Source organism: Curtobacterium flaccumfaciens UCD-AKU (assembly GCF_000349565.1).
Taxonomy (GTDB): Bacteria; Actinomycetota; Actinomycetes; order Actinomycetales; family Microbacteriaceae; genus Curtobacterium; species Curtobacterium poinsettiae.
The window spans coordinates 437,337-461,974 of record NZ_KB714628.1; the positions used below are offsets into that span (position 1 = coordinate 437,337).

The 24,638-nt window shown below is 71.6% G+C and carries 25 protein-coding genes; 19 read left to right on the plus strand and 6 right to left on the minus strand.

The window, feature by feature from the left end; all coding sequences use genetic code 11:
- Window positions 1–104 precede the first annotated feature (104 nt).
- The 13 genes from H489_RS32020 (at window position 105) to H489_RS32070 (ending at window position 14,265) form a co-directional block, all read left to right on the plus strand.
- The gene (locus H489_RS32020; protein ID WP_017887919.1) at window positions 105–1,346 is read left to right on the plus strand and encodes a Gfo/Idh/MocA family protein; all 1,242 of its coding nucleotides are present in this window, start codon (window positions 105–107) and stop codon (window positions 1,344–1,346) included.
- 23 nt (window positions 1,347–1,369) lie between these two features.
- Window positions 1,370–2,695: an ABC transporter substrate-binding protein gene (locus tag H489_RS32025; protein WP_017887920.1), complete on the plus strand. Its 1,326-nt coding sequence runs from the start codon at window positions 1,370–1,372 to the stop codon at window positions 2,693–2,695.
- Window positions 2,696–2,704: 9 nt separating this feature from the next.
- Entirely contained in the window at window positions 2,705–3,682 is a 978-nt protein-coding gene (locus tag H489_RS32030) for a carbohydrate ABC transporter permease (protein ID WP_017887921.1), read from the plus strand.
- Window positions 3,679–4,539: a carbohydrate ABC transporter permease gene (locus H489_RS32035; RefSeq protein ID WP_031260151.1), complete on the plus strand. Its 861-nt coding sequence runs from the start codon at window positions 3,679–3,681 to the stop codon at window positions 4,537–4,539. Before H489_RS32030 ends, H489_RS32035 begins: the two co-directional genes overlap by 4 nt.
- Window positions 4,536–5,309, plus strand: a complete 774-nt coding sequence (locus H489_RS0119595) for a hypothetical protein (protein WP_017887923.1) — start codon at window positions 4,536–4,538, stop codon at window positions 5,307–5,309. The genes H489_RS32035 and H489_RS0119595 overlap by 4 nt, the downstream gene beginning before the upstream one ends.
- Before the next feature lie 34 nt (window positions 5,310–5,343).
- Entirely contained in the window at window positions 5,344–5,538 is a 195-nt protein-coding gene (locus tag H489_RS32040; protein WP_017887924.1) for a hypothetical protein, read from the plus strand.
- A gap of 54 nt (window positions 5,539–5,592) precedes the next feature.
- Entirely contained in the window at window positions 5,593–7,278 is a 1,686-nt protein-coding gene (locus tag H489_RS32045) for a bifunctional 3'-5' exonuclease/DNA polymerase (protein WP_017887925.1), read from the plus strand.
- A gap of 43 nt (window positions 7,279–7,321) precedes the next feature.
- Window positions 7,322–8,140: a phosphatase PAP2 family protein gene (locus H489_RS32050; protein WP_017887926.1), complete on the plus strand. Its 819-nt coding sequence runs from the start codon at window positions 7,322–7,324 to the stop codon at window positions 8,138–8,140.
- A gap of 119 nt (window positions 8,141–8,259) precedes the next feature.
- A complete protein-coding gene (locus H489_RS37000) occupies window positions 8,260–9,846 on the plus strand; it encodes a serine/threonine-protein kinase (RefSeq protein WP_017887927.1) in 1,587 nt (528 codons plus the stop codon).
- A gap of 46 nt (window positions 9,847–9,892) precedes the next feature.
- Window positions 9,893–13,105 (plus strand): GH92 family glycosyl hydrolase, encoded by a 3,213-nt coding sequence (locus tag H489_RS32055; protein WP_152427301.1) that lies wholly within the window; start codon window positions 9,893–9,895, stop codon window positions 13,103–13,105.
- A gap of 34 nt (window positions 13,106–13,139) precedes the next feature.
- Complete coding sequence (locus tag H489_RS32060; protein ID WP_017887929.1) at window positions 13,140–13,370, plus strand: hypothetical protein; 231 nt, start codon at window positions 13,140–13,142, stop codon at window positions 13,368–13,370.
- A gap of 64 nt (window positions 13,371–13,434) precedes the next feature.
- Window positions 13,435–13,647, plus strand: a complete 213-nt coding sequence (locus tag H489_RS32065) for a hypothetical protein (RefSeq protein ID WP_139179591.1) — start codon at window positions 13,435–13,437, stop codon at window positions 13,645–13,647.
- Between the two features lie 72 nt (window positions 13,648–13,719).
- Window positions 13,720–14,265, plus strand: a complete 546-nt coding sequence (locus tag H489_RS32070; protein WP_017887931.1) for a hypothetical protein — start codon at window positions 13,720–13,722, stop codon at window positions 14,263–14,265.
- Window positions 14,266–14,346: 81 nt separating this feature from the next.
- On the opposite strand, the gene H489_RS32075 is transcribed toward H489_RS32070, so the two are convergent.
- Genes H489_RS32075 through H489_RS32085 form a run of 3 tightly spaced genes read right to left on the minus strand, consistent with a single transcriptional unit; the run spans window position 14,347 to window position 16,540 of the window.
- Entirely contained in the window at window positions 14,347–14,892 is a 546-nt protein-coding gene (locus tag H489_RS32075; RefSeq protein WP_017887932.1) for a GNAT family N-acetyltransferase, read from the minus strand.
- A 37-nt stretch (window positions 14,893–14,929) separates the two neighbouring features.
- On the minus strand, window positions 14,930–15,868 hold the full coding sequence (locus tag H489_RS32080; protein ID WP_017887933.1) for an aldo/keto reductase: 939 nt from the start codon (window positions 15,866–15,868) through the stop codon (window positions 14,930–14,932).
- 51 nt (window positions 15,869–15,919) lie between these two features.
- Complete coding sequence (locus tag H489_RS32085) at window positions 15,920–16,540, minus strand: CG0192-related protein (protein ID WP_017887934.1); 621 nt, start codon at window positions 16,538–16,540, stop codon at window positions 15,920–15,922.
- Between the two features lie 67 nt (window positions 16,541–16,607).
- On the opposite strand from H489_RS32085, the gene H489_RS32090 reads away from it, so the two are divergent.
- Window positions 16,608–17,420: a putative RNA methyltransferase gene (locus H489_RS32090; RefSeq protein WP_017887935.1), complete on the plus strand. Its 813-nt coding sequence runs from the start codon at window positions 16,608–16,610 to the stop codon at window positions 17,418–17,420.
- 13 nt (window positions 17,421–17,433) lie between these two features.
- Here the strand turns inward: H489_RS32090 and H489_RS32095 are convergent, their stop codons facing one another.
- Window positions 17,434–17,967 carry a hypothetical protein gene (locus H489_RS32095; protein ID WP_017887936.1) on the minus strand — a complete coding sequence of 178 codons (534 nt, stop codon included), beginning with the start codon at window positions 17,965–17,967 and terminating at the stop codon, window positions 17,434–17,436.
- 96 nt (window positions 17,968–18,063) lie between these two features.
- Window positions 18,064–18,483 (minus strand): VOC family protein, encoded by a 420-nt coding sequence (locus tag H489_RS32100; RefSeq protein ID WP_017887937.1) that lies wholly within the window; start codon window positions 18,481–18,483, stop codon window positions 18,064–18,066.
- A gap of 62 nt (window positions 18,484–18,545) precedes the next feature.
- Between H489_RS32100 and H489_RS32105 the strand changes: the two genes are divergently transcribed.
- A complete protein-coding gene (locus H489_RS32105) occupies window positions 18,546–19,490 on the plus strand; it encodes a helix-turn-helix transcriptional regulator (protein WP_017887938.1) in 945 nt (314 codons plus the stop codon).
- Here the strand turns inward: H489_RS32105 and H489_RS32110 are convergent.
- On the minus strand, window positions 19,477–19,815 hold the full coding sequence (locus H489_RS32110) for a hypothetical protein (RefSeq protein ID WP_017887939.1): 339 nt from the start codon (window positions 19,813–19,815) through the stop codon (window positions 19,477–19,479). The two genes, H489_RS32105 and H489_RS32110, sit on opposite strands and share 14 nt — an antisense overlap.
- Window positions 19,816–20,074: 259 nt before the next feature.
- On the opposite strand from H489_RS32110, the gene H489_RS32115 reads away from it, so the two are divergent.
- From H489_RS32115 to kdpC, 4 genes are read left to right on the plus strand one after another with little or no spacing between them, the layout of a single operon-like run.
- Window positions 20,075–20,164 carry a potassium-transporting ATPase subunit F gene (locus H489_RS32115; protein WP_017887940.1) on the plus strand — a complete coding sequence of 30 codons (90 nt, stop codon included), beginning with the start codon at window positions 20,075–20,077 and terminating at the stop codon, window positions 20,162–20,164.
- Window positions 20,164–21,846: a potassium-transporting ATPase subunit KdpA gene (gene kdpA / locus H489_RS32120; protein ID WP_017887941.1), complete on the plus strand. Its 1,683-nt coding sequence runs from the start codon at window positions 20,164–20,166 to the stop codon at window positions 21,844–21,846. Before H489_RS32115 ends, kdpA begins: the two co-directional genes overlap by 1 nt.
- Complete coding sequence (gene kdpB, locus H489_RS32125; protein WP_017887942.1) at window positions 21,843–23,939, plus strand: potassium-transporting ATPase subunit KdpB; 2,097 nt, start codon at window positions 21,843–21,845, stop codon at window positions 23,937–23,939. Before kdpA ends, kdpB begins: the two co-directional genes overlap by 4 nt.
- Before the next feature lie 2 nt (window positions 23,940–23,941).
- The gene (gene kdpC / locus H489_RS32130; protein WP_017887943.1) at window positions 23,942–24,541 is read left to right on the plus strand and encodes a K(+)-transporting ATPase subunit C; all 600 of its coding nucleotides are present in this window, start codon (window positions 23,942–23,944) and stop codon (window positions 24,539–24,541) included.
- Window positions 24,542–24,638: the final 97 nt, after the last annotated feature.

The following is a 24,638-nucleotide window of genomic DNA, read 5'->3' on the forward strand; positions in this document are numbered from 1 at the left end:
GTGTAAAACCCTTCCCTGCGCGGATGCGTGAGCGATCCGTGAGCGCCTATTGTGCATTCATGAGCGATTCGGCATCATGGACGTCACATTCACGCAAGGGAGCGATGAGCATGGGCGTCGACAACGCAGGACTCCGCGTCGCGGTGATCGGGATGGGCCAGCGGTCCGCCATCGCGCGCCACGTGGCCGAGGCCACCGCCGCCGACGCGTCGCTGCAGGCCCGGGTCGTGGCCGTCGCGGACGTCACGGCGGCGGGCCGCCGGCGCGGACTCGACGAGTACCCGGATGCCCTGGTGGTCGAACACCACCTGGACCTCACCGGTCACGTCGACGCCGCCATCGTCACCACGCCGGACTGGACCCACGCCGAGATCGCGATCGACCTGCTCCGCGCGGGCATCGCCGTCTACCTCGAGAAGCCGCTCGCCATCACGGTCGAGGACGCCGACGCGGTGCTGAACACCGCGGCCCGGACCGGCACCCCGCTGTACGTCGGACACAACTTCCGGCACGCCGCCGTCGTCCGCCTGATGCGCGAGATCATCGGCCGTGGCGAGATCGGCCAGGTCAAGGCCGTCTGGTGCCGGCACTTCGTCGGCAACGGCGGTGACTACTACTTCAAGGACTGGCACGCCGACCGCAGCAAGGTGAACTCGCTCCTGCTGCAGAAGGCGAGCCACGACCTCGACGTCATCCACGCGCTCGGCGGGGGCGACACCGCCCGGGTCGTCGGGATGGGCTCGCTGTCGGTCTACGGCGACGTCACCGACCGCCGCGACCGCAGCGGTGAACTGATGGGGGACTGGTTCTCCCACGACAACTGGCCACCGCTCGCCCAGACCGGGCTGAACCCCGTCGTCGACGTCGAGGACGTCTCGATGGTGATGATGACGCTCGACAACGGCGTGCAGGCCAGCTACGAGCAGTGCCACTTCACGCCGGACTACTGGCGGAACTACACCGTCATCGGCACCGAGGGGCGCCTCGAGAACATCGGTGACACCGGTGGTGGCGTCGTGAAGGTCTGGACGCACCGCCGGGGCTGGGACACCGCGGGGGACCGCGAGTACCCGATCGACGGCGTCGAGGACGGCCACGCCGATGCCGACCTGCTCACCATGACCGAGTTCCTGCGGTCCGTCGCCCTCGGCGAACCGTCGGAGCTGTCCCCGATCGCGGCCCGCGCCGCCGTCGCCGCGGGCGCGCTGGCCACGCGCTCGCTCCGCAACGGGTCCGTCCCCATCGACGTCCCGCCCCTGCCGGCCGAGACCATCGCGCACTTCACGTCGAACGCCCTGCACTCCACCCCCTCCACCCCGCATCCCGCCCAGACCGTCGGCTCCTGACGGCCGTGCGAAAGGACACCCCGATGACCGCACACATCCCCACCCGAGGAACCGGCGTGCGCCGCGTCCTCCTCGGCGCCGTCGCCGCCCTCGGCGCGGCCGCACTCCTGGCCGGCTGCTCCTCGTCGTCCGGAGCGTCCGGCTCCGGCGGCGACTACGAAGCCGCGCCGAAGGACACCAAGGCGTCCCTGACCTACGCCGTCTGGGACGAGAACCAGGTGAAGGCGATCAAGGCCAACCTGAAGGGCTTCAACGAGGAGTACCCGGACATCAAGGTGAGCGTCGACGTCACACCGTTCGCCAACTACTGGACGAAGCTGCAGACCCAGGGGTCGAGCAACACGCTGCCCGACCTGTTCTGGATGAACGGCCCGAACTTCCAGCTGTACGCGGCCAACGGCAAGCTCGCGCCGATCACCGGCGAGGTCGAGTCCGGGGACATCGACGCGTCGAAGTACTCGAGCGCCCTCAACGACCTGTACACGTACGACGACACCCAGTACGGCGTGCCGAAGGACTTCGACACCATCGGCGTCTGGCTCAACAAGTCGCTGTTCGAGCAGGCCGGCATGGACCTGCCGTCCAAGGACTGGACCTGGGACGACTTTCAGCAGACCGGCGCCGAGCTGTCCGAGAAGCTCGAGTCGAAGGGCGCCTACGGAGCGGCCGGCGGCATGGACGGCCAGACGACCTACTACAACACGATCCTGCAGGCCGGGGGATCGGTCCTGAACGCTGACGGCACCGAGTCCGAGTACGCCACGAAGGCGTCCGAGGACGGCCTGCGGTTCTGGACCGACCTGATCGACTCGGGGGCATCGCCCTCGATCAAGCAGCTCACCGACACCACGGCCGACCAGTGGTTCACCTCGGGCAAGCTCGCGATGTACCAGGGCGGCAGCTGGTTCCGCTCCGCGCTGACCGGCACCGAGCTCGAGAAGGACGTCGTCGCCTACCCGCTGCCGAAGGGCAAGGAGCAGGCGACCGTCATCCACGGCGTCTCGAACGTCGTGTCCGAGGCCAGCAAGGACAAGGCCGCCGCCCAGGCGCTGCAGGTCTACCTCGCGGGCAAGACGGCCCAGCAGCAGCAGGGCGACATGGGCGCGGTCATCCCGGCGTACGAGGGCACGCAGGGCACCTTCACGAAGACGATGCCCGACGCCGACCTGCAGGTGTTCCTCGACGCGGTGGACTACGCGAAGCCGCTGCCGGTGTCGAAGAACACCGCGGCCTGGAACACCCTCGAGACCACCCTGCTGCCGAGCGCTTTCGACGGGTCGAAGCCCGTCGACCAGGTGGCCGAGGACCTCGCACAGAAGATGGACGCCGCCCTCGCCAAGGAAGAGTAGGACCCGCGCGTGACGATCAACACCGAGCGGCCCCCGGCCGCAGCCGCCCCCGCCCGGACGACACGTTCGTCCGGGCGGGGTGCCCCGGCTCCGCGAGGCGGCGGCGGCCGAGCACCACGACGGACCGACGGCTGGTGGCCGTGGCTCTTCGTGCTCCCGATGCTCGTCGGCGTCGGCACCTTCTACATCTGGCCGATCATCCAGACGTTCTGGTACTCGTTCACCAGCTGGGGCGTCTTTGGCGGTGCGACCTTCACCGGCGTCGCGAACTACGTCCGGCTCGTCGGTGACCCGCAGCTGTACCAGTCGCTGCTCAACACGGTGATCTACACGGCCGTCGTCCTGGCCGGGATCCCGATCGCGGTGTGGCTGGCCAGTCTGCTGAACACCCCGGGGCTGCGGTTCGCGCAGTTCTACCGGGTGCTCTTCTTCCTGCCGTACGTCGCCATGCCCGCGGCGATCGCGCTGGTCTGGCGCATCATGTACAACGGCGACTACGGCATCGTGAACTGGTTCCTCGGGAACGTCGGCATCGACGGCCCGTACTGGATCTCGACGCCCGGCTTCGCGCTGGTCGCGGTGAGCCTGGTCGGCCTCTGGTCGTCCCTCGGCTTCTCGATGATCATCCTCGGCGCCGGGCTCAAGGACATCCCGCCGGAGCTCTACGAGGCCGCCGAACTCGACGGCGCGAGCCGGTGGCGGCAGTTCCGCTCGGTGACCGTGCCGTTGCTCAGTCCGAGCATCTTCTTCGTGGTGATCGTGACGACGATCTCGAGCTTCCAGCTGTTCGACCTGCTGTACGCGATCCTCGGCAGCACCAACCCGGTGATCCCGAAGACGATGTCGCTCGTCTTCTACTTCTACAACGCCGGGTTCATCGACAACGACAAGGGCTTCGCGGCTGCGATCGCGATGGTGATCTTCCTGCTCATCGGCATCGTCACGCTCGTGCAGTTCCGCGTCCAACGGAAGTGGGTGCAGGGATGACCGCCACCGTCACACCACCCCGGGCAGCACGCCGGCCCGGCCGTCGAGGCGGCAGCCACTGGTGGATCCACGTCGTGCTGGGCATCGGCGGCTTCGCGATGGCGTTCCCGTTCCTGTGGCAGATCATCATGTCGCTGTCGACGAACGCGCAGGTGCAGTCCGTCACGCCGGTCTTCTGGCCGGGGGAGCTGCAGTGGCAGAACTACGCGCAGGTCTTCGAACGCCTGCCGTTCCTCAGCCAGCTCGGCACGTCGGTGTCCGTCACGATCATCCGCACGATCGCGCAGATCGTCCTGTGCACGCTCGCCGGGTACGCCTTCGCCCGGATGCGGTTCCGCGGCCGGGCGGCGCTGCTCGCGATCGTGCTCTCGATCCTGCTCGTGCCCTCGCAGGTCTACCTGATCTCGCAGTACCAGATCGTGCAGGGCCTCGGCTGGCTCGACACCCTGATGGGGATCGTCGCACCCGGGCTGTTCAGCGCCTTCGGCACGTTCCTGATGCGGACCGCGTTCCTGAACATGCCGCCCGAGCTCGAAGAGGCCGCGCGGATGGACGGCGCGAACCCGTTCCAGACGTTCTGGCGGATCATGCTGCCCCTGGCCCGTCCGTCGATCAGCGTGCTCGCGATCACGACCGTGCTGTGGTCGTGGAACGAGCTGCTCTGGCCGCTCGTGGTCTCCACCCGCGCCGAGGACATGCCGCTCGCCGCCGGCCTCGCGACGCTGTCGAGCGACCGCACGATCGACTACCCGGTGCTGATGGCCGCGAGCCTGATGGCGATGGCGCCGGTGCTCATCATGTTCGTCGTGCTGCAGCGTCGGGTGATGGACGGGCTCGCGTCGTCCGGTCTGAAGTGACCACCGCGACCCCCTGCCTGGAGGCCCGTCCCGCGTCCGTCGCGGTCCTCGCCGCCGCCGTGGGGTCACCGGACGACTCCGCGACGGTGGCGGCCGCAGTGGCCGCCACCGTCGCCGACGCCGGACCCGCGGAGCGGGACGCACTGCTGGTGGCGGCGCTCCGCGCCGCGGTGCCGCACGCCGCCGTCGCGCTCACGGAGCGGGGCCTCCCGCGCGCGCTCGCCGCGGCCTCCGTCGCCGACGTCGACCGCAAGCTCGCGCGCTACGGGCCGCACGGCACCGGGGTGGAGTGGCTCGTCGCCGTGGTGACCGGGCGCGTGGTGGCCGTGGGGCGCCTCCAGTTCGAACTCGGCGACCACCTGGCGGACGGCACGCCGGCCTGGGGTGTGCACGTGCCGGAGACGGGGCCGCTCGACCCGGCGGCCTGCGACCGCTCGTTCGCCGGCGCACCCGAGGTCCTGCGCGGCTTCGCGGGGCACCTCGCTGCGGACCGGTGGCAGTGCCGCTCCTGGATGCTCGACCCGGGGCTGCCCGCCGTGCTCGGTCCCGATGCCAACCTCGTGCGGTTCGCCCGGCGCTTCAGACTCGTCCCGCCGGGGGAGCACGATGCGACCGAGGGCGACGCCAGCGTCGCGAAGTTCGTCTTCGGGGTGCCGCTGGCGACCGCTCGGTCCGCGGCGCCGTCCGGTCGGTTGCGTGCGGCCGTGCTCGACCGGTGGGCTCGCGGTGGGCACTGGACCGAGCGGACCGGAACGGCGCCGGTCGCGTGACCGTCCGCAGCCGCGGCCGCGTACCGTGCACGGCATGACGAAGCCCGACCACGACCACCTCGACGACGGCGTCGACATGACGTTCGAGGAACGCCGACAGGACACGTTCCGTCGCATGTCCGGATCCGACGAGCACGACGCCGATCCGCGGGTCGAGGTCTCCCGTGCCGAGGACGGCGACGTCCGCATCGACGTCGCCGACACCGCGGCGGTCCGACCCGGCGAGTGACGCCCGTTCCGGCCCTGGTCCGCCGGGGTCGGTGGGGCACGGCATGATCGTGTCGTGCACCTCGTCCTCCGCCGCGTCGACGGCGGCGTCCTCGCGACGCCCCTGACCGACGCGGGGACCGCCGGGGGTGCGCCGGTCCGCCTGGACGAGCCGGGCCTCCCGGCCTTCGTCGCGGCCCACGGCGCACCGGGCGTGCGCTGGGTGTGGGACGACACCGCGCGCTGGTACCCGGCCGTGCTCGCCGCTGGCGGTCGGGTCGGTCGCTGCGTCGACCTGCGCCTCGGTCGTCGGGTGCTGCGCGCGGCGCTCGCTGCACGAGGATCCGCGCTCGCCGCTGCGCCGGCCGACGGCCTGGACGCCCCGGTCGCCGAAGCCCGCGTGGTCCGCCCGACGCAGGCCCAGCTCTTCGACGACGCGTTGTTCACCGCCGCCGTGCCCGACGACGAGGTCGACCCGGTGGCAGAGTTCCGCGCGCAGCTCGCCGCCGTTGCGGGGTCGAGCGCGCCCGGCGCCCTGCGCCTGCTGCTCACCGCGGAGTCAGCCGGTGCGCTCGTGGCGGCCGAGATGCTGCACGCCGGGCTGCCGTGGCGCGCCGACGTGCACGAGCGCCTGCTCGAGGACGCCCTCGGGCCGCGCGTGCCCTACGGCGTGCGGCCGCGACGGCTCGAGGAGATCGCCGCCGTCGTGCGAGAACGCCTCGACGACCCCGGTCTCAACCCGGACTCGCCCGCCGACGTGCTGAAGGCGCTCCGCCGCGTCGGCCTGATGGTCACCAGTACCCGGAAGTGGGAGCTGCAGGAGATCGAGCACCCCGTCATCGAGCCGCTGCTCGAGTACAAGCGCCTGGCGCGACTGCTCACCGCCAACGGCTGGACGTGGCTCGACGACTGGATCCGCGACGGACGGTTCCACCCGAAGTACGTCGTCGGCGGTGTCGTCACCGGTCGTTGGGCGGCCGACGGCGGGGGAGCGATGCAGCTGCCGAAGGGCATCCGCGGGGCCGTCATCGCCGACCCCGGGTGGAAGCTCGTCGTGGCCGACGCCGCACAGCTGGAGCCCCGGGTGCTCGCCGCGATGTCCGGCGACCGGGCGATGGCCGCGGCCGGCGACGGACGCGACCTGTACGACGGCGTGGTGGCCTCGGGCGCGGTCGAGACCCGGCAGCAGGCCAAGGTGGCGATGCTCGGCGCGATGTACGGGGCGACCCAGGGCGAGGGCGGTCGGCTCGTGCCGCGCCTGGTCCGGGCGTTCCCGCAGGCGCTCGACATGGTGGAGCGCGCGGCCCGTGCGGGGGAGCGCGGCGAACCGGTGACGACGCTGCTCGGGCGGACGTCACCGGTGCCCGAGGACTCGTGGTTCGAGGCCCGGAACCAGGCCTACACGGTCGAGGGGACCCCGGCCATGCAGCGTGCCGTCGAGTCCCGCGCCCGGAGCTGGGGGCGGTTCACCCGGAACTTCGTGGTGCAGGGGACCGCGGCGGAGTGGGCGCTCGCGTGGATGGGGTCCCTGCGATCGCGGCTCCTCGCGCGGTTCCCCGGTGACGTGACGGACGGGCCGCACCTGGTGTTCTTCGTGCACGACGAGATCGTGGTGCACGCCCCGGCGGAGCATGCGGACTGGGTGGCACAGCAGATCCGGGAGGCCGCCGTCGACGCCGGACGGCTGCTGTTCCAGGACTTCCCGGTGACGTTCCCGCTGTCGGTCGCGGTGGTGGGGGCGTACTCGGAGGCGAAGGACTGACGCTGCCGGGACGGCTCCCGGCGGCTTCGGGCAGGGTGGACGGATGCACACCGAACGCGGGGACGCCGCCGACCGCACCGTCGGCGAAGTCGACCTGACCCGCTGGCGCTCCCGGGTCGGCCGCGGTGTCGCCGGTGCGTGGACCGCACTCGGCAAGCGCTTCGGTGCCATGCCCGTGCTGCTGCTGACCCTCGCCGTGGGTCTCGGTGTCGCCGTCCTCGCCACGTGGATCGCCTCCGAGGTCTACGACGCCGTCCGTGAAGCCGACGACGTCGCGGTGCTCGACCGGCCCGTCCTCGACTGGGCCCTCACGCTCCGATCACCAACGGCCGACACGGTCGTCACCTGGTGGACCGACATCGCGGGCACGATCGGGATGCCGATCGTCGCGCTCGGGTTCCTGGTCGGCTTCACGATCCAGCGCCGTGCGTGGACGCCACTGGTGCTCCTCGTCGCCGCGAGCGGTGGTTCGCTGCTCATGACGATCGCGGGCAAGGACCTGATCGGTCGGGCGCGTCCGCCGCTGTCCGACGCGGTGCCGCCGTACGAGACGTCGCCGTCGTTCCCGTCGGGGCACACGCTCAACTCCACGGTGATCGTGGGCACCATCGTGTACCTGCTGCTCCTGCGGCAGTCGCGCGTCGTCACCCGGGTGCTGACGATCGTCGTGGGCACCCTCTTCGTGCTGTCGGTCGGTGCGTCGCGCGTGTTCCTTGGGCACCACTGGCTCACCGACGTGCTGGCGGCGTGGGCGCTCGGGCTGGCGTGGCTCGCGCTCGTGATCACGGCGCACCGGCTGTACCTGACGGCGATCCACCACGGTGCCGAGCCCGCGCCGGACGTCGACCGCGTCATCCACTGAGCAGAAGAAGTCGGGTGGCCGAGAGCGACCCGACATCTTCTGCTCACTCGACGGCCGCCCGGGCCGCGCCGCCGCGCTCCGGCAGAGCGCCGTCAGCCGCGACCGGTAGGTTGCCGGGCATGGAAGAACGGGTCTTCGGCGGCAGGTACCGCGTCACGGGCACGCTCGGACACGGTGGCATGGCGTCCGTGTACCGGGCGGTCGACGAGCAACTCGGTCGCGAGGTCGCGGTCAAGGTGTTCCGCATCGGCCCCGTCGACCGCGGTGAGCGCGCCCGCGCCGAGGCGGAGATCCAGACCCTCGCGACGCTCCGTGCCCCCGAGCTCGTCACGCTCTACGACGCCGCCCTCGACGACGTCGACGGCGACTCGTACCTCGTCATGGAACTCGTGCCGGGCAGCGACCTGGCGACGCGTCTGCGCGAGGGGCCGCTCGGCCCCGCGACCGCCGCCCGCCTGGGTGCGCAGGTCGCCGACGGCCTGGCTGCCGTGCACGCGCAGGGGATCGTCCACCGTGACGTGAAGCCCGCGAACGTGCTGCTCGAGAGCGACGGCCGGCACGTCAAGCTCGCCGACTTCGGGATCGCCCTGCTCCGCGACGCCTCGCGCGTGACGGGGACGGGCACCGTGATGGGCACGGCCGCGTACCTGGCACCGGAGCAGGTCCTGGCGCAGGAGATCACCGGCAAGGCCGACGTCTACTCGCTCGGACTCGTGCTGCTCGAGTGCCTGACCGGCCGCCAGCCGTTCCCGGGCAGCGCCGTCGAGTCCGCCACCGCCCGGCTCACCCGCTCACCCGAGATCGACCGACAGCTGCCGACGGCCTGGCGGACCCTCCTGCACGTGATGACGGCGCAGGACCCGGCGGAGCGCCCGACCGCCGCCGAGGCAGCCGAGCGCCTGCGTGCCCTGGGCCGCGACGAGCCCACCAACGCCACGCAGCTCCTGCCCGGTGCGCCCGGTGCGGTGACGGCCGCGGCCGCCGGCGCGGCTGGTGCCGCAGTCGGCGCCGCCGCAGCGGCGAACGCCGACGACCGGACGCGGGCGATGCCGGCGAGCGAACTACCGAACGGTGGCGCGCAGCCGGGTGACGACGCCACGCGCGTCCTCGACACCCACCGTCCGAACGCCGCTGACGACGTCTCGACGACCGTCCTCGGCGCCCAGGCGAACGGCCGCGGTGCATCGGGCCCGAGCGGGCCGACCCCGCCGCCGGTCGCGCCCCGCCCGGTCCGGGGCGACCAGCCGGAGGACCAGCCGGCGAAGAAGAAGCGCGGGCCCCTCATCGCCGCGATCATCGTGATCGTCCTGGTGCTCATCGGCATCGGTGTGGCCGTGTTCGCCCTGAACGGTGACGGTGACGGCACGCCGGCTCCGACGGACACCACCTCGACGGCTCCGACGGAGCAGCAACCGACCGAGGACCCGGGGCAGGAACAGCAGCCGAGCGAGCCGGCGGAGCAGCAGCCGTCCCAGGAGCAGCAGCCGTCGCAGCCGGCCGAGGAGCCCAGCGAGCAGCCGAGCGAACCGACCGAGCCGGAGCAGCCCACGCAGGACCCGCCCGTCGGCCCGGAGCCGAGCACCCCCGCCTCGAACCCGGTGCAGGCGCCCCAGGACGGCACCGGCGCGGTCGACACCTCGTCGGACAAGGGCCCCGGTGCCGGCCCCGGCAAGTCCGGCAGCGCCCCCGGGCAGAACAAGGACTGACACGCCGGGGTTTTCGTCCAGTTCCTGGAGCAAATAGGCTCGCACGGTGCGAGAACTGCAACGGAGCGGTGGTCCGACGACGGCCGTGGCCGCTCGGAACGGTGTCGGCTTCGGTTCCGCCGCGGGCTGGCTCGTCGAACGACCAGCGGGCGCGGCGGTGGCCGAGGCGATCGTCCCCGGCCTCGCCGGACGCACCATCGCCCCCGGCGACGAGCTGTCCTGGGTCTGGTTCCCCGAGCGGACCCTGCCCGACGGGGCGACGGAGCCGTCGGAAGCGGACCTGCCGCACTTCTGGGACGCCACGGCCTTCGCCGTCGACGTCCTCTTCACCGACGGCTCGCGGCTGCGTGAGCACGCGGGGGCCCGCGACCAGTACGGCGACGTGGTCACCCCGGGCGCGCAGGACACAGCACGCAAGCAGTGGGTGGACCAGTGGAACCGCCGAGCGGTCGACCTCACGCCGTTCGCGGGGCTGGTCGTCGACCGTCTGGAGGCCCGGCTCGGCTCCGACACGTCGGCTGCGGTCACCGACGGCGAGCGTCCGGCACTGCGCGGCTGGCTCGACGCCGTCCGGATCGGTCCCGCGCGCCCGACCCCGACGACCGCGCTCGGCCACGTCCGGACGACCCGCGGCACCCAGGCGTCGTCCCGGTTCTCCCGCGGCAACAACGCGCCGCTCGTCGGCGTCCCGCACGGCGGGGTGTTCGGCCTGCCGATGACGGACGCCTCGAGCAACCGCTGGCCGTACGCGTACCAGGAGCACGACCGGCTCGACGACCAGGGGCGGCTCCGCCCGGCGATCCAGGCCTTCGCGACGAGCCACATCCCGTCGCCGTGGATGGGCGACCGCGGGGTGTTCCAGGTGATGCCCTCGCCGCTCGACACCCCCGACGTCGACCGGGCCGCCCGCGCGCTCGGGTTCGACCACGAGGACGAGCAGGACGGCCCGCACCGCTACCGGGTCGCGCTCGACCACGGTGTGACGGCCGAGCTGACCGCAGGGGAGTTCGCCCTCGGGTTCCGGTTCACCGGTACCCGCAGCGTCGTGCTCGACCACCACGGCCGGGTGTCCGACGTCTCCGTGACGGTCACCGACGGCACCGCCGTGGTCGAGGCTCTGCTCGACGACCGCCCCGGCACCCCGCCGCACCACGTGCACCTGCGGGTCGCCGGGGTCACCGCCGACCACACGACGATCGGCGAGCACGAGCTGCGCGGCTGGCTGTCCGTGGGGGAGCCCGGCGGCACCGGCGGCCCGGTCGACGTCCTGCTCGGCATCTCGACCGTCTCGATCGAGGACGCCCGCGCGAACCTCGACGACGCCGGCTCGTTCGACGCCATGTGCTCCCGTGCCGAGGCGCTGTGGACCGAGAAGCTCGCGACGCTGTCCTTCGACGGCGCGAGCCCCGACCAGCTGACGAGCCTGTACTCGGGTCTGTACCGGCTGTTCCTCTACCCGAACCGTGCCGGGGAGACCGCCTTGACCGGCGCCCCGCGGCACCGTTCTCCGTACGGCGACGTGCTGGCGGACCCGATCCGCGACGAGCCCGGGCCGGAGATCGTCGACGGCCCGTTCACCACCACGAACGGCTTCTGGGACACCTACCGCACCGCCTGGCCGCTCCTCGGACTCCTGACCCCCGACACCGCGGGCGAGCTGGCCCAGGGCTTCGTCGAGCACCACCACGACGGCGGGTGGACCCCGCGCTGGAGCGCGCCCGGCGCCGAGGACTGCATGACCGGCACCACGAGCGACACCGTCTTCGCCGACCTCGCGGTGAAGGGCGTGCGCGGCTTCGACCTGGGCGAGGCGTACCGGAGCGCGGTGCGGAACGCGACCGTCCCGCCGCGGGACGAGCGCGTCGGACGCAAGGGGAGCCTCCCGGGTGCCTTCCGCGGCCACGTCGACACGGCGACCCACGAGGGGATGTCGTGGACCCTGGACGCGGCCATCAACGACTGGGGTCTGGCCGTCATGGCGGGCCTGCTCGCATCGCGTGCGCGGACGCCCGCCGACCTGTCCCGGTACGAGGCCGAGGCCGAGTGGTTCGCCCGCCGGTCCCTGCAGTACCGGCACGTCTTCGACTCCGAGCGCGGGTTCTTCATCGGCCGCGACCCGGACGGCTCGTGGCGCGTGGGAACCGAGTTCGACCCGCGCGACTGGGGCGACGACTACACCGAGACGAACGCGTGGGGCACCGCGTTCACGGCGCCGCACGACGGCGCCGGCATCGTCGAGCTGCACGGCGGGCCGGAGCGCTTCGACGCCGCCCTCGACGCCTTCTTCGCGACCCCCGAGACCGGCGCCCTCGCACGCTCCGGGTCGTACGGGTTCCCGATCCACGAGATGACCGAGGCCCGCGACGTGCGGATGGGCATGCTGGGGCTGTCGAACCAGCCGGCGCACCACATCCCGTTCTTCCCGATGTTCACCGGGCGCCACGACGACGCGCACCGCATCGTCCGCGAGTCGCTCGAGCGGCTGTTCGTCGGGTCCGACCTCGGCCAGGGCTACCCCGGCGACGAGGACAACGGCGAGATGAGCGCCTGGTACGTCTTCGCGACCATCGGCCTGTACCCGCTGGCGCCGTCGACCGGCACCTACGTGCTCGTACCGCCGTCGGTCCGCAGGACGGTGCTGCGGCAGCCTGGGCCCACGCCGCCGGTTCCTGACCGACGCGCCAGCGGCGGGCAGGCCGTGCCGGTGGGGAGAGGAACGGAGACGGTCATCGAGATCGCCGCCGGCTCCGCAGGCGCGTACGTGGCGTCGGTGACGGTCGACGGCTCGCCCTGGACCTCGGTCACCATCCCGCACAGCGTGGTCGTGGCCGCGTCGCGGATCGAGTTCACACTGTCCGACGAACCGCAGGGCTGGGCGTCGGACACCCGCCCCGTCTCGGCCTCCGACGTGCACGGCTACCGGGACGCCCCGGTGGACGTCCTGCCCGTCGGGGTCTCGGCGCTCACCGACGACACCGGCCGCACCGTCACGGCGCTCGCCGCCGGGGAGTCCGTGTCCTTCGACGTGTCGTGCGCCGCCGCTTCGCTGTACACGGTGACGGTGGCATCGCCGGGGTCCTACTCGTGGCAGGTCGGCCTCGACGACACCGTCACCGCGGTCGACGGCGCCGAGTTCACGTGGGCCGGCCAGACCCGGGTGTTCCGCATCATCGGCGGGGGTTCGTCGTTCACGTTCACCGCCGGCACCGACCTGGCGCTGACGCAGCTCGAACTCATCGCGGCCGACGGACAACGCTGACCACGCGTTCACCGAGCGGGAGCATGCTCCCACCATGTCGATGAGCGCACCGTTCGATCCCGAACAGCAGGGCCGGTCCATCCCCGTGGACGGCAGTGACGAGTCCGAACTCGAGATGGAGGAGGACCGCGGCGCCGACGTCGGCGACGACTCCGCCGACCCGAGCGTCTCGCCCGTCAGCCACCACGACGAGGACGAGGCCGGCGGCGGCCCGGTGTTCCGGCGTCCGCACGCCGGCGAACGGCTGCACCCGGACGACCTCTGACCGTTCCGGGGGTCCTCCGGGGATTCGTGGGCGATTGCCAAGCGGCTCGGGCATGCTCGTGCGCATGTCGATCGCGAACTCGTGGGACCCGTCCGGTGGCCGTGCAATCCCGGAGGACCAGGTCCGTCAGGACGGGCTCGAACTCGACGAGGACCCGGCGATGCTCGGGATCTCGTTCGACGTCGTGGGTGGTGCCTCCGCCGATCCCGCCGGGGTGTCCCCGGTCGACGTGAACGTTCCGACGCCGAGGTCTGCTGGTTCCGCCTCCGACGACTAGCGCGGCTTCGGTCGGATCGGCCGTGCGTCACTGTCTGACCGGTAGTATTCCGGAATGGTACCGACGGCCTCCGTGGACGAGTCCGAGCCTGGAGACGAACGTGACCCCGGCGCGTACATCCTCGGGGCGGTGACAGTCGCCGACCGCGATGCTGAGCGGTTCCGGGACTCGCTCTGCGCCATCAAGCCACGATCGGCGCGGAAGCTGCACTGGTCCGAGAGCGACGCCCGGCACCGCACCGGGATCGTCGGGATGCTGTGCGACCATCCGTTCGAAGCCATCGGGGTCGTGAGCGTGACTGACCGATCCGTCCGGAGCGAGCGCCGTCGCCGTCTTGCTCTTGAGCACTTGATCCTCGAACTCCGCGCGGGCGGTGTCGACCGAGTCGTCCTCGGATCTCGCGGGCCCTCGGACCGGAACGATCGCGCGCACCTCGACGCCCTGCGGTCACGCAAGTTGGTTCACGGGCTGGTGTTCGAGCACCTGCCAGGTGGCCGCGAGCCACTTCTCTGGGCGGCGGATGCGGTCTGCGGCGTGGTCGCGCTGGCTCGGCGAGGGGAAACGGCCTACCTCGAGCAGCTGGACCATGTGCTGAGCGTCCACGAACACCGTCGGTGAACGCGCGAATCCCCGGGCCCCGCTATACCGCAGGATCTCCCGGGGATCACTTCCGCACCCACCTCGATGGGGCGACTGGTCTCAGTGTGACATATCAGGCGGGATGGCGGAAGGGTCGGAGACCCGGTACTTGAACCCGACGTGCGAGCCGGTGAAGCCGAGACGCTCGTAGAACCGGTGCGCATCGGTCCGTGCAGCGTCCGACGTGAGTTGCACGAGCGGGGTCCCGAGGGCCGGCGCCGCGACGTCGGTGACCCAGCGCATCAGCGCACTCCCGATGCCGGCAGATCGGCGTGCACTGCTGACCCGCACCGCCTCGACGAGCAGTCGGGTGGCACCACGACGAGCCATCCCGGGGATCCGGGTGAGTTGCAGCGTCCCGACGAGCCGCCCGTCGGCGTCCTCGGCGACGAGCAGCGCGTTCGCCGGGTCGTCCACGATCGATCGGAGTGCCTCGGCGTACCGCGGTCGGTCCTCCGGCGCGGCGACGTCACCACGTGCAGCGCTGATCGGGTCGTCGGACAACAGTGCCATGAGCGCATCGAGGTCCTCGTCCACCGCGTCCCGCAGCGTCACCTCGCCGGAGCGTGTGGTCAGGCGGACAGGCAGGGCGAGGTCGTTGAGCACGATCCCACCCTGCCCGACCTGACCGGGCGGTCCCGGTTCAGGGAACGGTGTGTCCGGCCGCGGTGAAGATCCGGTACCACTCCTCGCGCGACAGCTCGACGTCCGAGCCGGCGGCCGAGTCCCGCACGCGCTGCGGGTTCGTCGTGCCGAGGACGACCTGGAAGTGCGCGGGGTGGCGGGTGATCCACGCGACCGCGATGCCGGTCGGGGTGACTCCGTGCGCGGCGGCGACCTCCTCGAGCACGTCGTTCAGCTCGGCGTACTGCTCACGGTCGCCCAGGAAGACGCCGTCGAAGAAGCCCTTCTGGAACGGCGACCAGGCCTGCAGCGTGATGTCGTTGATGCGCGAGTAGTTGAGGATGTCGTTGTCGCGGTCGACCGACTGCTCGAGGCCGCCCATGTTCGCGGTCAGGCCCTGCGAGATCACGTTGGCGTGCGTGATGCTCAGCTGCACCTGGTTGAACGCGAGCGGCTGGCGGACGTGCTTCTTGAGCAGGTCGACCTGGCCGGGGGTGTGGTTCGAGACGCCGAAGTGGTGCACCTTGCCGGCGGCGTGCAGCTCGTCGAATGCCTTCGCGACCTCTTCCGGCTCGACCAGGGCGTCGGGGCGGTGCAGCAGCAGCACGTCGACGTACTCGGTCTGCAGTGCCTCGAGCGACTCGTGCACGGACTCGAGGATGTGCTCGTACGAGAAGTCGAAGTACGCGCCCTTCGGCGTCGGCCGGATGCCGACCTTGGTCTGCAGCACGATCTCGGCGCGTTCCGCGGGCGTCAGCGTGACGGCGGCGCCGAACCGCTCCTCGCAGCCGTGCCACTCGCCGTAGACCGCGGCGTGGTCGAACATGTTCACGCCCGCATCGCGCGAGGCGCTGTAGAGCGAACGGATGCCCTCGTCGCTCATGTCGTTGATCCGCATCAGTCCGACGACGACGTCGGAGGCGGTGAGGTCTGTCTGTGGCAACTCCAGTGTCTTCACGTCGTCGATCCTGCCAGCCGGTCCCCGGCACAGGCAGGCCCTGCCAGTACCTCAGGCGCGTTCGGGCAGCAGGACGGCGAGCACCTCGGAGCCGTCCGTCCACGTCCCGGTCAGCGTCTCGCCCTCGGGCAGGGCCGTACCGACGACCCGAGCGACGACGATCGTGCCGTGGTCGGTCGCGATCGACGTCACCGCACCCGTCGTCGTCGCGTGCAACGAGGTGATCGTGGGGGAGTCGGGTTCGGAGCCGCTGCCGCTGGCCCAGGCGTCCTTCGGCCGCTGTCCGGCACCGTTGGCCAACTCGAGCTCCGCTTCGTGCCCGCCGGTGACGATCGCCCGGCGCAGCACGTCGGCGTGCACGGGATCGCCCACCGCGTCGTACACCCACCGTCGTCCGAGCACGGAGTGGTCCATTTCGGTCACCAGGAACGCGTCGGCACCCGGCAGCGGTGCGTCCCGGTAGGTCAGTGGCGCCTGCAGGACCCGGCCGCCGTCGGTGCGGACGAGCAGCACTTCGATGCCGACCTCGCCAGCGGGGTCGTCGAACCGGAACTGCCCGACGACCTCGAGCGGCGCTCCCGCGACGACGCCGCTCCACGCCTGGTCGGGGAGCCAGGCGGCGAGCGCCTCGGCCTTGGAGGGGCGGAGCGTTGCCTGCTCGATGACTGCCATGTCCTGACCGTACTGCCGCGCAGCACCGACATCCGGTCAGGGGGAGCCAGGCCCGTACGCTGGGCCGGTGCGTGACGACCTGCTGCCGATGCTCGCCTGCCCCGTGTGCGCCGAGCCCCTCGGCCGCGTCGACGGCGGCCAGGTCGGCTGCCCGAACGGTCACCGGTTCGACGAGGCGAAGCAGGGCCACCTGACCCTCCTGCCCGCGAAGCGCCGCGCACTCACCGCGGACACCCCGGAGATGGTGGACGCGCGGCTGCGGTTCCTGGGGCGCGGCCACTACGCGCCCGTCGAGCGGGCGCTCGCCGCGATCGTCGCGGACGCCACCGCGCCCGGCATCGTGCTCGACGTCGGTTCCGGCCCGGGGACCTACCTGGCGCATGCGCTGCGCGCGGCGGACGGGAGGCTCGGGGTCGCGCTCGACCTGTCGGCCGTCGCGATCCGGCGTGCGGCACGCGCCCACGAGCGCGCGGGGGCCGTCGTCGGTGACGTGACCGAGCGCCTCCCGGTCGTCGACGGCGCTGCCGCCGTCCTGCTCGACGTCTTCGCACCCCGCAACCAGACCGAGTACGCCCGCGTCCTGCACGCCGACGGCGTGCTCGTGGTGGTGACCCCGCGGACCGGCCACCTGGCGGAGCTCGCCGAGGCGACGATCAGCGTGGACCCGGAGAAGGAGCGCCGACTGCACGACTCCCTGACGCCGTCGTTCGCGCTGCGGTCCTCCGAGGACCTGATGTGGTCCATGGAGCTGTCGGCGGAGGACGTCCACGACGTCGTGCACATGGGGCCGAGCCACCACCACGTCTCGGCGGAGCAGGTGTTCGCGCCGACGAGCGTGACCGCGACCGTGACGGTCAGCACCTGGAGCCGCTCGGGCTGATCCTCCGACCGGGTCAGCGCTCGCCCACGTCCCGCGGACTGTCCTGTTCGGCCCGCCGACGGGCGGTGTGGGCTCGCCCGCGCACACGGTCGACGGCCATCCCGATCCGGGCGAGCAGGAGGACGACGCCCAGGCTCCCGGCTCCGATCGGCGTCACGAACAGCCCGAGGTCGATGCCGGGCATCCGCCACCAGTCGATCGACCACGCGGCGACGAGCGCGAACCCGAGCAGGAGCGCGCCCGTCCACCACCACCGCCCGGGGACCCGGACGGTGCCGAGACCGGCGAGCACGAGGAGCGCCCAGCACCCCTCCGGCGCGAAGGACCGCGGGTCGCTCGTGCCGCAGGTGGACACCGCGCACTCCCACTCGACCTGGTCGGCCACGCCCGCGTACCAGTGGAACAGCAGCGCGGCAGCGACGACGGCGACGAGTGCGACCGGCGGCCCGATCCAGCGCCACACGCTGCCGAACCGGGAGCGGCGTCGGCGGGCGGCCACCCATCCGTGGCCGAGCTCGTAACCGGGCATCGGGCGGAACTCGGGCATGCCAGCACGCTATCGGCGGCCGGATTCCGTGGGGAAGTGGTTCACAAACGTCCGAGCGTCGGTGCGGGGCGGGACCATCCGGGCCGCACCGCCGCGTTACTCGGTCGGGGCCGCGACGTCGAGCTGCCAGACCACGCCGAAGCGGTCGCGCAGCTGCCCGGCCAACGGTGCCCAGGCCGAGGGTTCCAGGGGCTGCCGTACTTCGGCGCCCTCGGACAGTGCCGCCCAGTACCGCTCGATCTCGGCCGTGTCGTCGCCGTGCACGAACACGTAGAAGGCGTTCGATCCCTGGTCGTAGGGCTGCCCGGGCCAGACGTCGAAGGCCATGACGCGGAAGCCGGCGGCCGTGGAGACCTGCCCGAAGACGATGCGGTCCGCCCAGTCCGGGTCGTCCAGGGCGCCCATCTGGCCGTAGGTGGCGGCGGTGACCTCGCCGCCGAAGACCGATGCGTAGAAGTCGAGCGCCGCGCGGGCGTCGCCGTCGAAGTTGAGGTGGGTTGTCGTTTCGATGCTCATGGGACGAGGATCTCGGGCAATGCGGTCAGATCCTGTCCGCTTCTCGGACGAAGATGGACGCCATGGCCGGACCCTCCGCACGGATGCTCACGCTGCTCTCCCTGCTCCAGGTGCACCGCGACTGGCCGGGGGACGAGCTGGCCGGGCGGCTCGAGGTCAGTCCCCGTACGGTCCGCCGCGACGTCGATCGACTCCGTGGGCTCGGGTACCGGGTCGAGGCGCTCCGCGGACCGGCCGGCGGCTACCGGCTCGAGGCCGGCTCCGACCTGCCCCCGCTGCTCTTCGACGACGACCAGGCGGTGGCGATCGCCCTGGCGCTCGCCGTGGCACCGGCATCGGGGGCGGACGTCGCCGAGTCGGCGGCCCGCGCCCTGGCGACCGTCCGGCAGGTGATGCCCGCGCGACTGCGGTCCCGGGTCGACGCGGTGCAGGCCGTGACCGCGACGAGCCGGACCACCACCGACCCGGAGGTCCTGGTGGCGGTGAGCGAGGCCGTCCACCTGCAGGAGGTCTTCCGCTTCGGGTACGGCGACGACGAGACCCCGCACCGGGTGGAACCGCACGCCGTCGTCGCCCGGAACGGTCGCTGGTACCTGCTCGACTGGGATGCCGCCCGCGACGAATGGCGCACGCACCGCATCGACCGGATCACGCCGCGGATGCGCACCCGCGTCCCCTTCACGCCACGTCCGATCCCCGGTGGCGATGCGGCCGCGTTCGTGTCCGCGCGGTTCAAGGGCGCGGCGGTCGACGACGTGTGGCCGTGCACCGGGTCGGTGACCACGACGGCGGGCGATGCGCGGCGGATCGCGCCGTACCTGCCCGAGGACGCCGTGGTCGAGCAGCTCGAGGGCGACCGGGTCAGCGTCACCCTCGGATCGTGGTCGTGGGACGGGCTCGCCGGCGTGGTCGCGGGTCTTGCGGTCGACTTCGTCGTCGTGGGTCCGGACGAGCTCGTCGAGGCCGTGGCCGACCTCGTCGACCGGTTGCGCGTCAGTCGCCCGTGATGGATCCGCCGAAGAACATCGCCACCGGCGCGAGCACGACGAACGCGATGCACCCGATGGTCAACGCCGCCCGGCTCCGGCCACCACCGCGGAACCACCCCGTCGCGGCGAGCACGAGCGCCGCGACGGCCACGAGCCACGGCACGACGGACAACGGTGCCGCCCAGAACCACAGCAGCATCTGTCGCCGTTCGCCGAAGATCCACAGCGGCGCGAACACCGTCCCCCAGAGCACACCGAACCCGACGCCGGCGACCGCCAGCAGTCCGGCCGCCACGACGGACGCCGTCGTACCGGGACGGGCGGGGACCACGGGGATCGTCACGTCTCGATCGTAGGACGCCGGAACGCGTTAGGAGCGTGCATGCGTCCGCCAGGCCGGCGTCAGGGATCCGTTAGGAGCGGAACGGAGGCCCGGCGCAGGATCCAGCATCGGTTCGGCACCACAAGTGGTGCCGGTCCGCGTCACCCGGCGCGGACACCGCAGACCTTCTGGAGTCCCTCGTGTTCGACGTGTTCGTCGTCGCCGGTGTCCTCGCCGTGTTCGGCGTGGTGGCACTGATCGCCAAGGGGGTGGAACGGCTGTGATCGGCATCACCATCGCGGCCGCCGTCCTCGGCATCGCCGCTGTCGTGTACCTCGTCTGGGCGCTCGTGCGTCCGGAGCGCTTCTAGTGGGCGCCGCGGACCTCTGGGCGGGCATCGCCCAGGTCGCCACCCTCGTCCTGCTGCTCGTCGTCGCGTACCGCCCGCTCGGCGACTGGATGGCGAAGGTCTTCACACCCGTCCGGCACAACCGGGTCGAGCGCGGGGTCTACCGGCTGATCGGCGTCGATCCGGACGCCGAGCAGTCCTGGCCCGTGTACCTGCGCGGGGTGCTGCTGTTCAGCGTCGCCGGGCTCCTGCTCGTCTACCTGCTGCAGCGCATCCAGGTCGTCCTGCCCGGCGACCTCGGGCTGCCCGCCGTCGGACCCTCGCTCGCGTTCAACACCGCGGCGTCGTTCGTGTCGAACACGAACTGGCAGTCGTACTCGCCCGAGGTCACCCTCGGCTACTCGGTACAGATGGCCGGCCTGGCGGTGCAGAACTTCCTGTCCGCGGCCGTCGGTCTCTCGGTCGCCGTGGCCCTGGTGCGTGGGTTCGCCCGTCGCAAGTCCGGCACGCTCGGCAACGTGTGGGTGGACGTCGTCCGCGGTCTCGGCCGACTGCTGCTGCCCGGCGCGTTCGTCTTCGCGATCATCCTCGTCGCCGGCGGGGTCGTCCAGTCGTGGGGGAGCGGTACCGACGTCACCACGCTCATCGGTGGCACGCAGCACATCCCCGACGGGTTCGTCGCCTCGCAGGAGGCGATCAAGGAACTCGGCACGAACGGTGGCGGCTACTTCAACGCCAACTCGGCGCACCCGTTCGAGAACCCGCAGGCGTGGACGAACCTCGTCGAGATCTTCCTGATGCTCGTCATCCCGTTCTCGCTCCCGCGCACGTTCGGGCGACTGGTCGGCGACGACCGTCAGGGCTACGCGATCCTCGCCGTGATGGGCGCGATCTTCCTCGTGTCGCTGTCGGTCATGTCGATCGCCGAGCTCGGCGGCGGCGGCGTCGCCACACACGCTGCCGGGGCCGCGATGGAGGGCAAGGAGAGCCGCTTCGGCATCCTCGGTTCGACGCTCTTCTCGACCGCGACCACCTCGACGTCCACCGGTGCGGTCAACGCGATGCACGACAGCTACACCCCGATCGGCGGGATGATGGCGCTCGTCAACATGATGCTCGGCGAGGTCACCCCCGGCGGCGTCGGCTCCGGCCTGTACGGCATGCTCGTGCTCGCCGTCATCACGGTGTTCATCGGCGGCCTGCTCGTCGGCCGAACCCCGGAGTACCTCGGCAAGAAGATCCGCGCCAAGGAGATGACCTTCGCGGCGCTGTACATCCTCGTCACGCCGACGCTCGTGCTCCTGGCCACCGGGCTCTCGCTCGTGATCCCCGGGGTCCGCGAACAGGTGCTCGGGACGTCGATCTTCAACCCCGGCAACCACGGGCTGACCGAGCTGCTCTACGCCTTCACCTCGGGCGCGAACAACAACGGCTCGGCCTTCGGCGGACTCACCGCGAACACCACGTGGATGAACTCCTCGCTCGGCGTCGTGATGCTGCTCGGCCGCTTCGTGCCGATGGTGTTCGTCCTGGCGCTCGCCGGATCCCTCGCGGCGCAGGACCGGGTGCCGGAGACCGCCGGCACCCTGCCCACCCACCGCCCGCTCTTCATCGTGCTGCTCGGCGGCGTCGCCGTCATCGTCACCGCACTCACCTACTTCCCGGTGCTCGCACTGGGTCCGCTCGCAGAAGGACTGTCATGACCACCGTGACCTCCGAGCACGAGGCGACCACCGCCTCCAGGCCGGCCATCCGCTCGTCCGCATTCGGACCCCGCCAGCTGGTGGCGGGCCTCCCGGGCGCCCTGCGGAAACTCGATCCGCGACTCATGTGGCGGAACCCCGTCATGTTCATCGTCGAGGTCGGCGCGGCGCTGACGACGGCAGCCGCCGTCGTCGAGCCGTCCGCCTTCACGATCGCCATCGCCGTCTGGCTCTGGCTCACCGTCGTCTTCGCCAACCTGGCGGAGTCGGTGGCCGAGGGCCGCGGCAAGGCCCAGGCCGACACCCTGCGGAAGACCCGCTCGACCACGAGTGCCCGCCGGGTGCTCGGGTACGCGACGTCCGACGCGGCCGCGACCGGCAACGCGACCGAGGAGGTCGCTTCCGTCGACCTGGCCAAGGGCGACGTGGTCCTGGTCGTCGCGGGCGAGGTCATCCCGGGCGACGGTGACGTCATCGACGGCATCGCGTCGGTCGACGAGTCGGCCGTCACGGGTGAGTCGGCACCGGTCATCCGCGAGTCCGGCGGCGACCGCAGCGCCGTCACCGGCGGCACCCGCGTGCTGTCCGACCGGATCGTGGTGCGCATCACCTCGACCCCGGGCGAGACCTTCATCGACCGGATGATCCGTCTGGTCGAGGGTGCGGCACGGCAGAAGACGCCGAACGAGATCGCGCTGAACATCCTGCTCGCCTCGCTGTCGATCGTCTTCGTGATCGTCTGCCTGACGATGCAGCCCATCGCGGGGCTCGTCGGTGCGACGGTCAGCGTGCCGGTGCTCATCGCCCTGCTCGTCTGCCTCATCCCGACCACCATCGGGGCCCTGCTCTCCGCGATCGGCATCGCCGGCATGGACCGACTCGTGCAGCACAACGTGCTCGCGATGTCGGGCCGCGCGGTCGAGGCCGCCGGTGACATCACGACGCTGCTGCTCGACAAGACCGGCACGATCACCTACGGCAACCGCCGGGCATCCCGCGTGGTGCCCGTGCCGGGCGTGACGACCGCCGACCTGCTCGAAGCTGCAGCGCTGTCGAGTGCCGCGGACAGCACCCCGGAAGGACGCTCGATCGTCGACCTGGCGCGCGAGGACGGCGCCGCCGTGGGCCTGCCCGGCGGGGCCGTCGAGGTGCCGTTCACGGCGCAGACGCGCATGTCCGGTCTCGACCTGCCCGACGGATCGCAGATCCGGAAGGGCGCCGCTGCGGCTGTGCTCGCCTGGGCGGACACCACCGAAGCCGGTGTTGCTTCGGCCATCGACGCGACCGTCGCGGAGATCTCCGACCAGGGCGGCACCCCGCTCGTCGTCGGCCGTCGGTCGTCGACCGGTGCGGTCACGCTGCTCGGCGTCGTGCACCTGAAGGACGTCGTCAAGGACGGCATGGCATCACGGTTCGCCGAGCTCCGGTCGATGGGCATCCGCACGGTGATGATCACCGGTGACAACCCCCGCACCGCGGCAGCCATCGCCCACGAGGCCGGCGTCGACGACTTCCTCGCCGAGGCCACCCCGGAGGACAAGCTCGCGTACATCAAGCGCGAGCAGGAGGGCGGCAACCTCGTCGCCATGACCGGCGACGGAACCAACGACGCCCCGGCCCTGGCCCAGGCGGACGTCGGCGTCGCGATGAACACCGGTACGACGGCGGCGAAGGAGGCGGGCAACATGGTCGACCTCGACTCCGACCCGACCAAGCTCATCGACGTCGTCCGCATCGGCAAGCAGCTGCTCATCACCCGCGGTGCCCTGACCACCTTCTCCATCGCCAACGACGTCGCGAAGTACTTCGCGATCATCCCGGCGATGTTCCAGGCCGCGTTCCCGGGCCTCGCGGCGCTCAACATCATGGGGCTGCACAGCCCGTCGTCCGCGATCCTGTCGGCGGTCGTCTTCAACGCGCTCGTCATCGTGGCGCTCATCCCGCTGTCCCTGCGTGGCGTCAAGTACCGCGCAGCCGCAGCGTCGTCGATCCTCGGCCGCAACCTGCTCGTCTACGGGCTGGGCGGCGTGGTCGTCCCCTTCATCGGCATCAAACTGATCGACCTCGTGGTCGGTCTCATCCCGGGGTTCTAGTCATGGCATCTGCACGTTCCACCTTCCGTTCCGCCGGTGTGGCGATCCGCCTCACCCTCGTCGCCACCGTCGTCCTCGGCGTCGGGTACCCGCTCGCCGTCTGGGGCGTCGGGCAGGCGGCGTTCCACGACCAGGCCAACGGCTCGATGGTCACGGACTCGTCCGGCAAGGTCGTCGGTTCCTCGTTGATCGGGCAGTCGTTCACCGGCAAGCAGGCCGACCGCTGGTTCCAGTCGCGGCCGTCCGCCGCCGGGGACGGCTACGACGCGGGGGCGTCCTCCGGCTCGAACCTCGGGCCGAACAACGCCGACCTGCTCAAGGCCGTCGAGGAGCGTCGTACCGCCCTGGCGAAGGCCGACGGGGTCCCCGCCGCACAGGTGCCGGCCGACGCCGTGACCGCCTCGGGCTCGGGGCTCGACCCGGACATCAGCCCGGAGTACGCACGCCAGCAGGTGGCGCGCGTGGCATCGGCACGGGGGTTGTCCGTCGCCACCGTGCGGCAGCTCGTGCAGTCGCACACCGAGTCGCGGCAGCTCGGGTTCCTCGGTGAGCCCGTGGTGAACGTGCTCGCGCTGAACCTGGCGCTGGCGAAGGCGTCCTGAGCGTGGGCGACCCCTCCGCAAGACACCGGTGCTCGCGCGTCGAACACCCGCAGACCGCGGTGCGACAGGTGAACACCGGTGTTTTGCGGAGACCGAC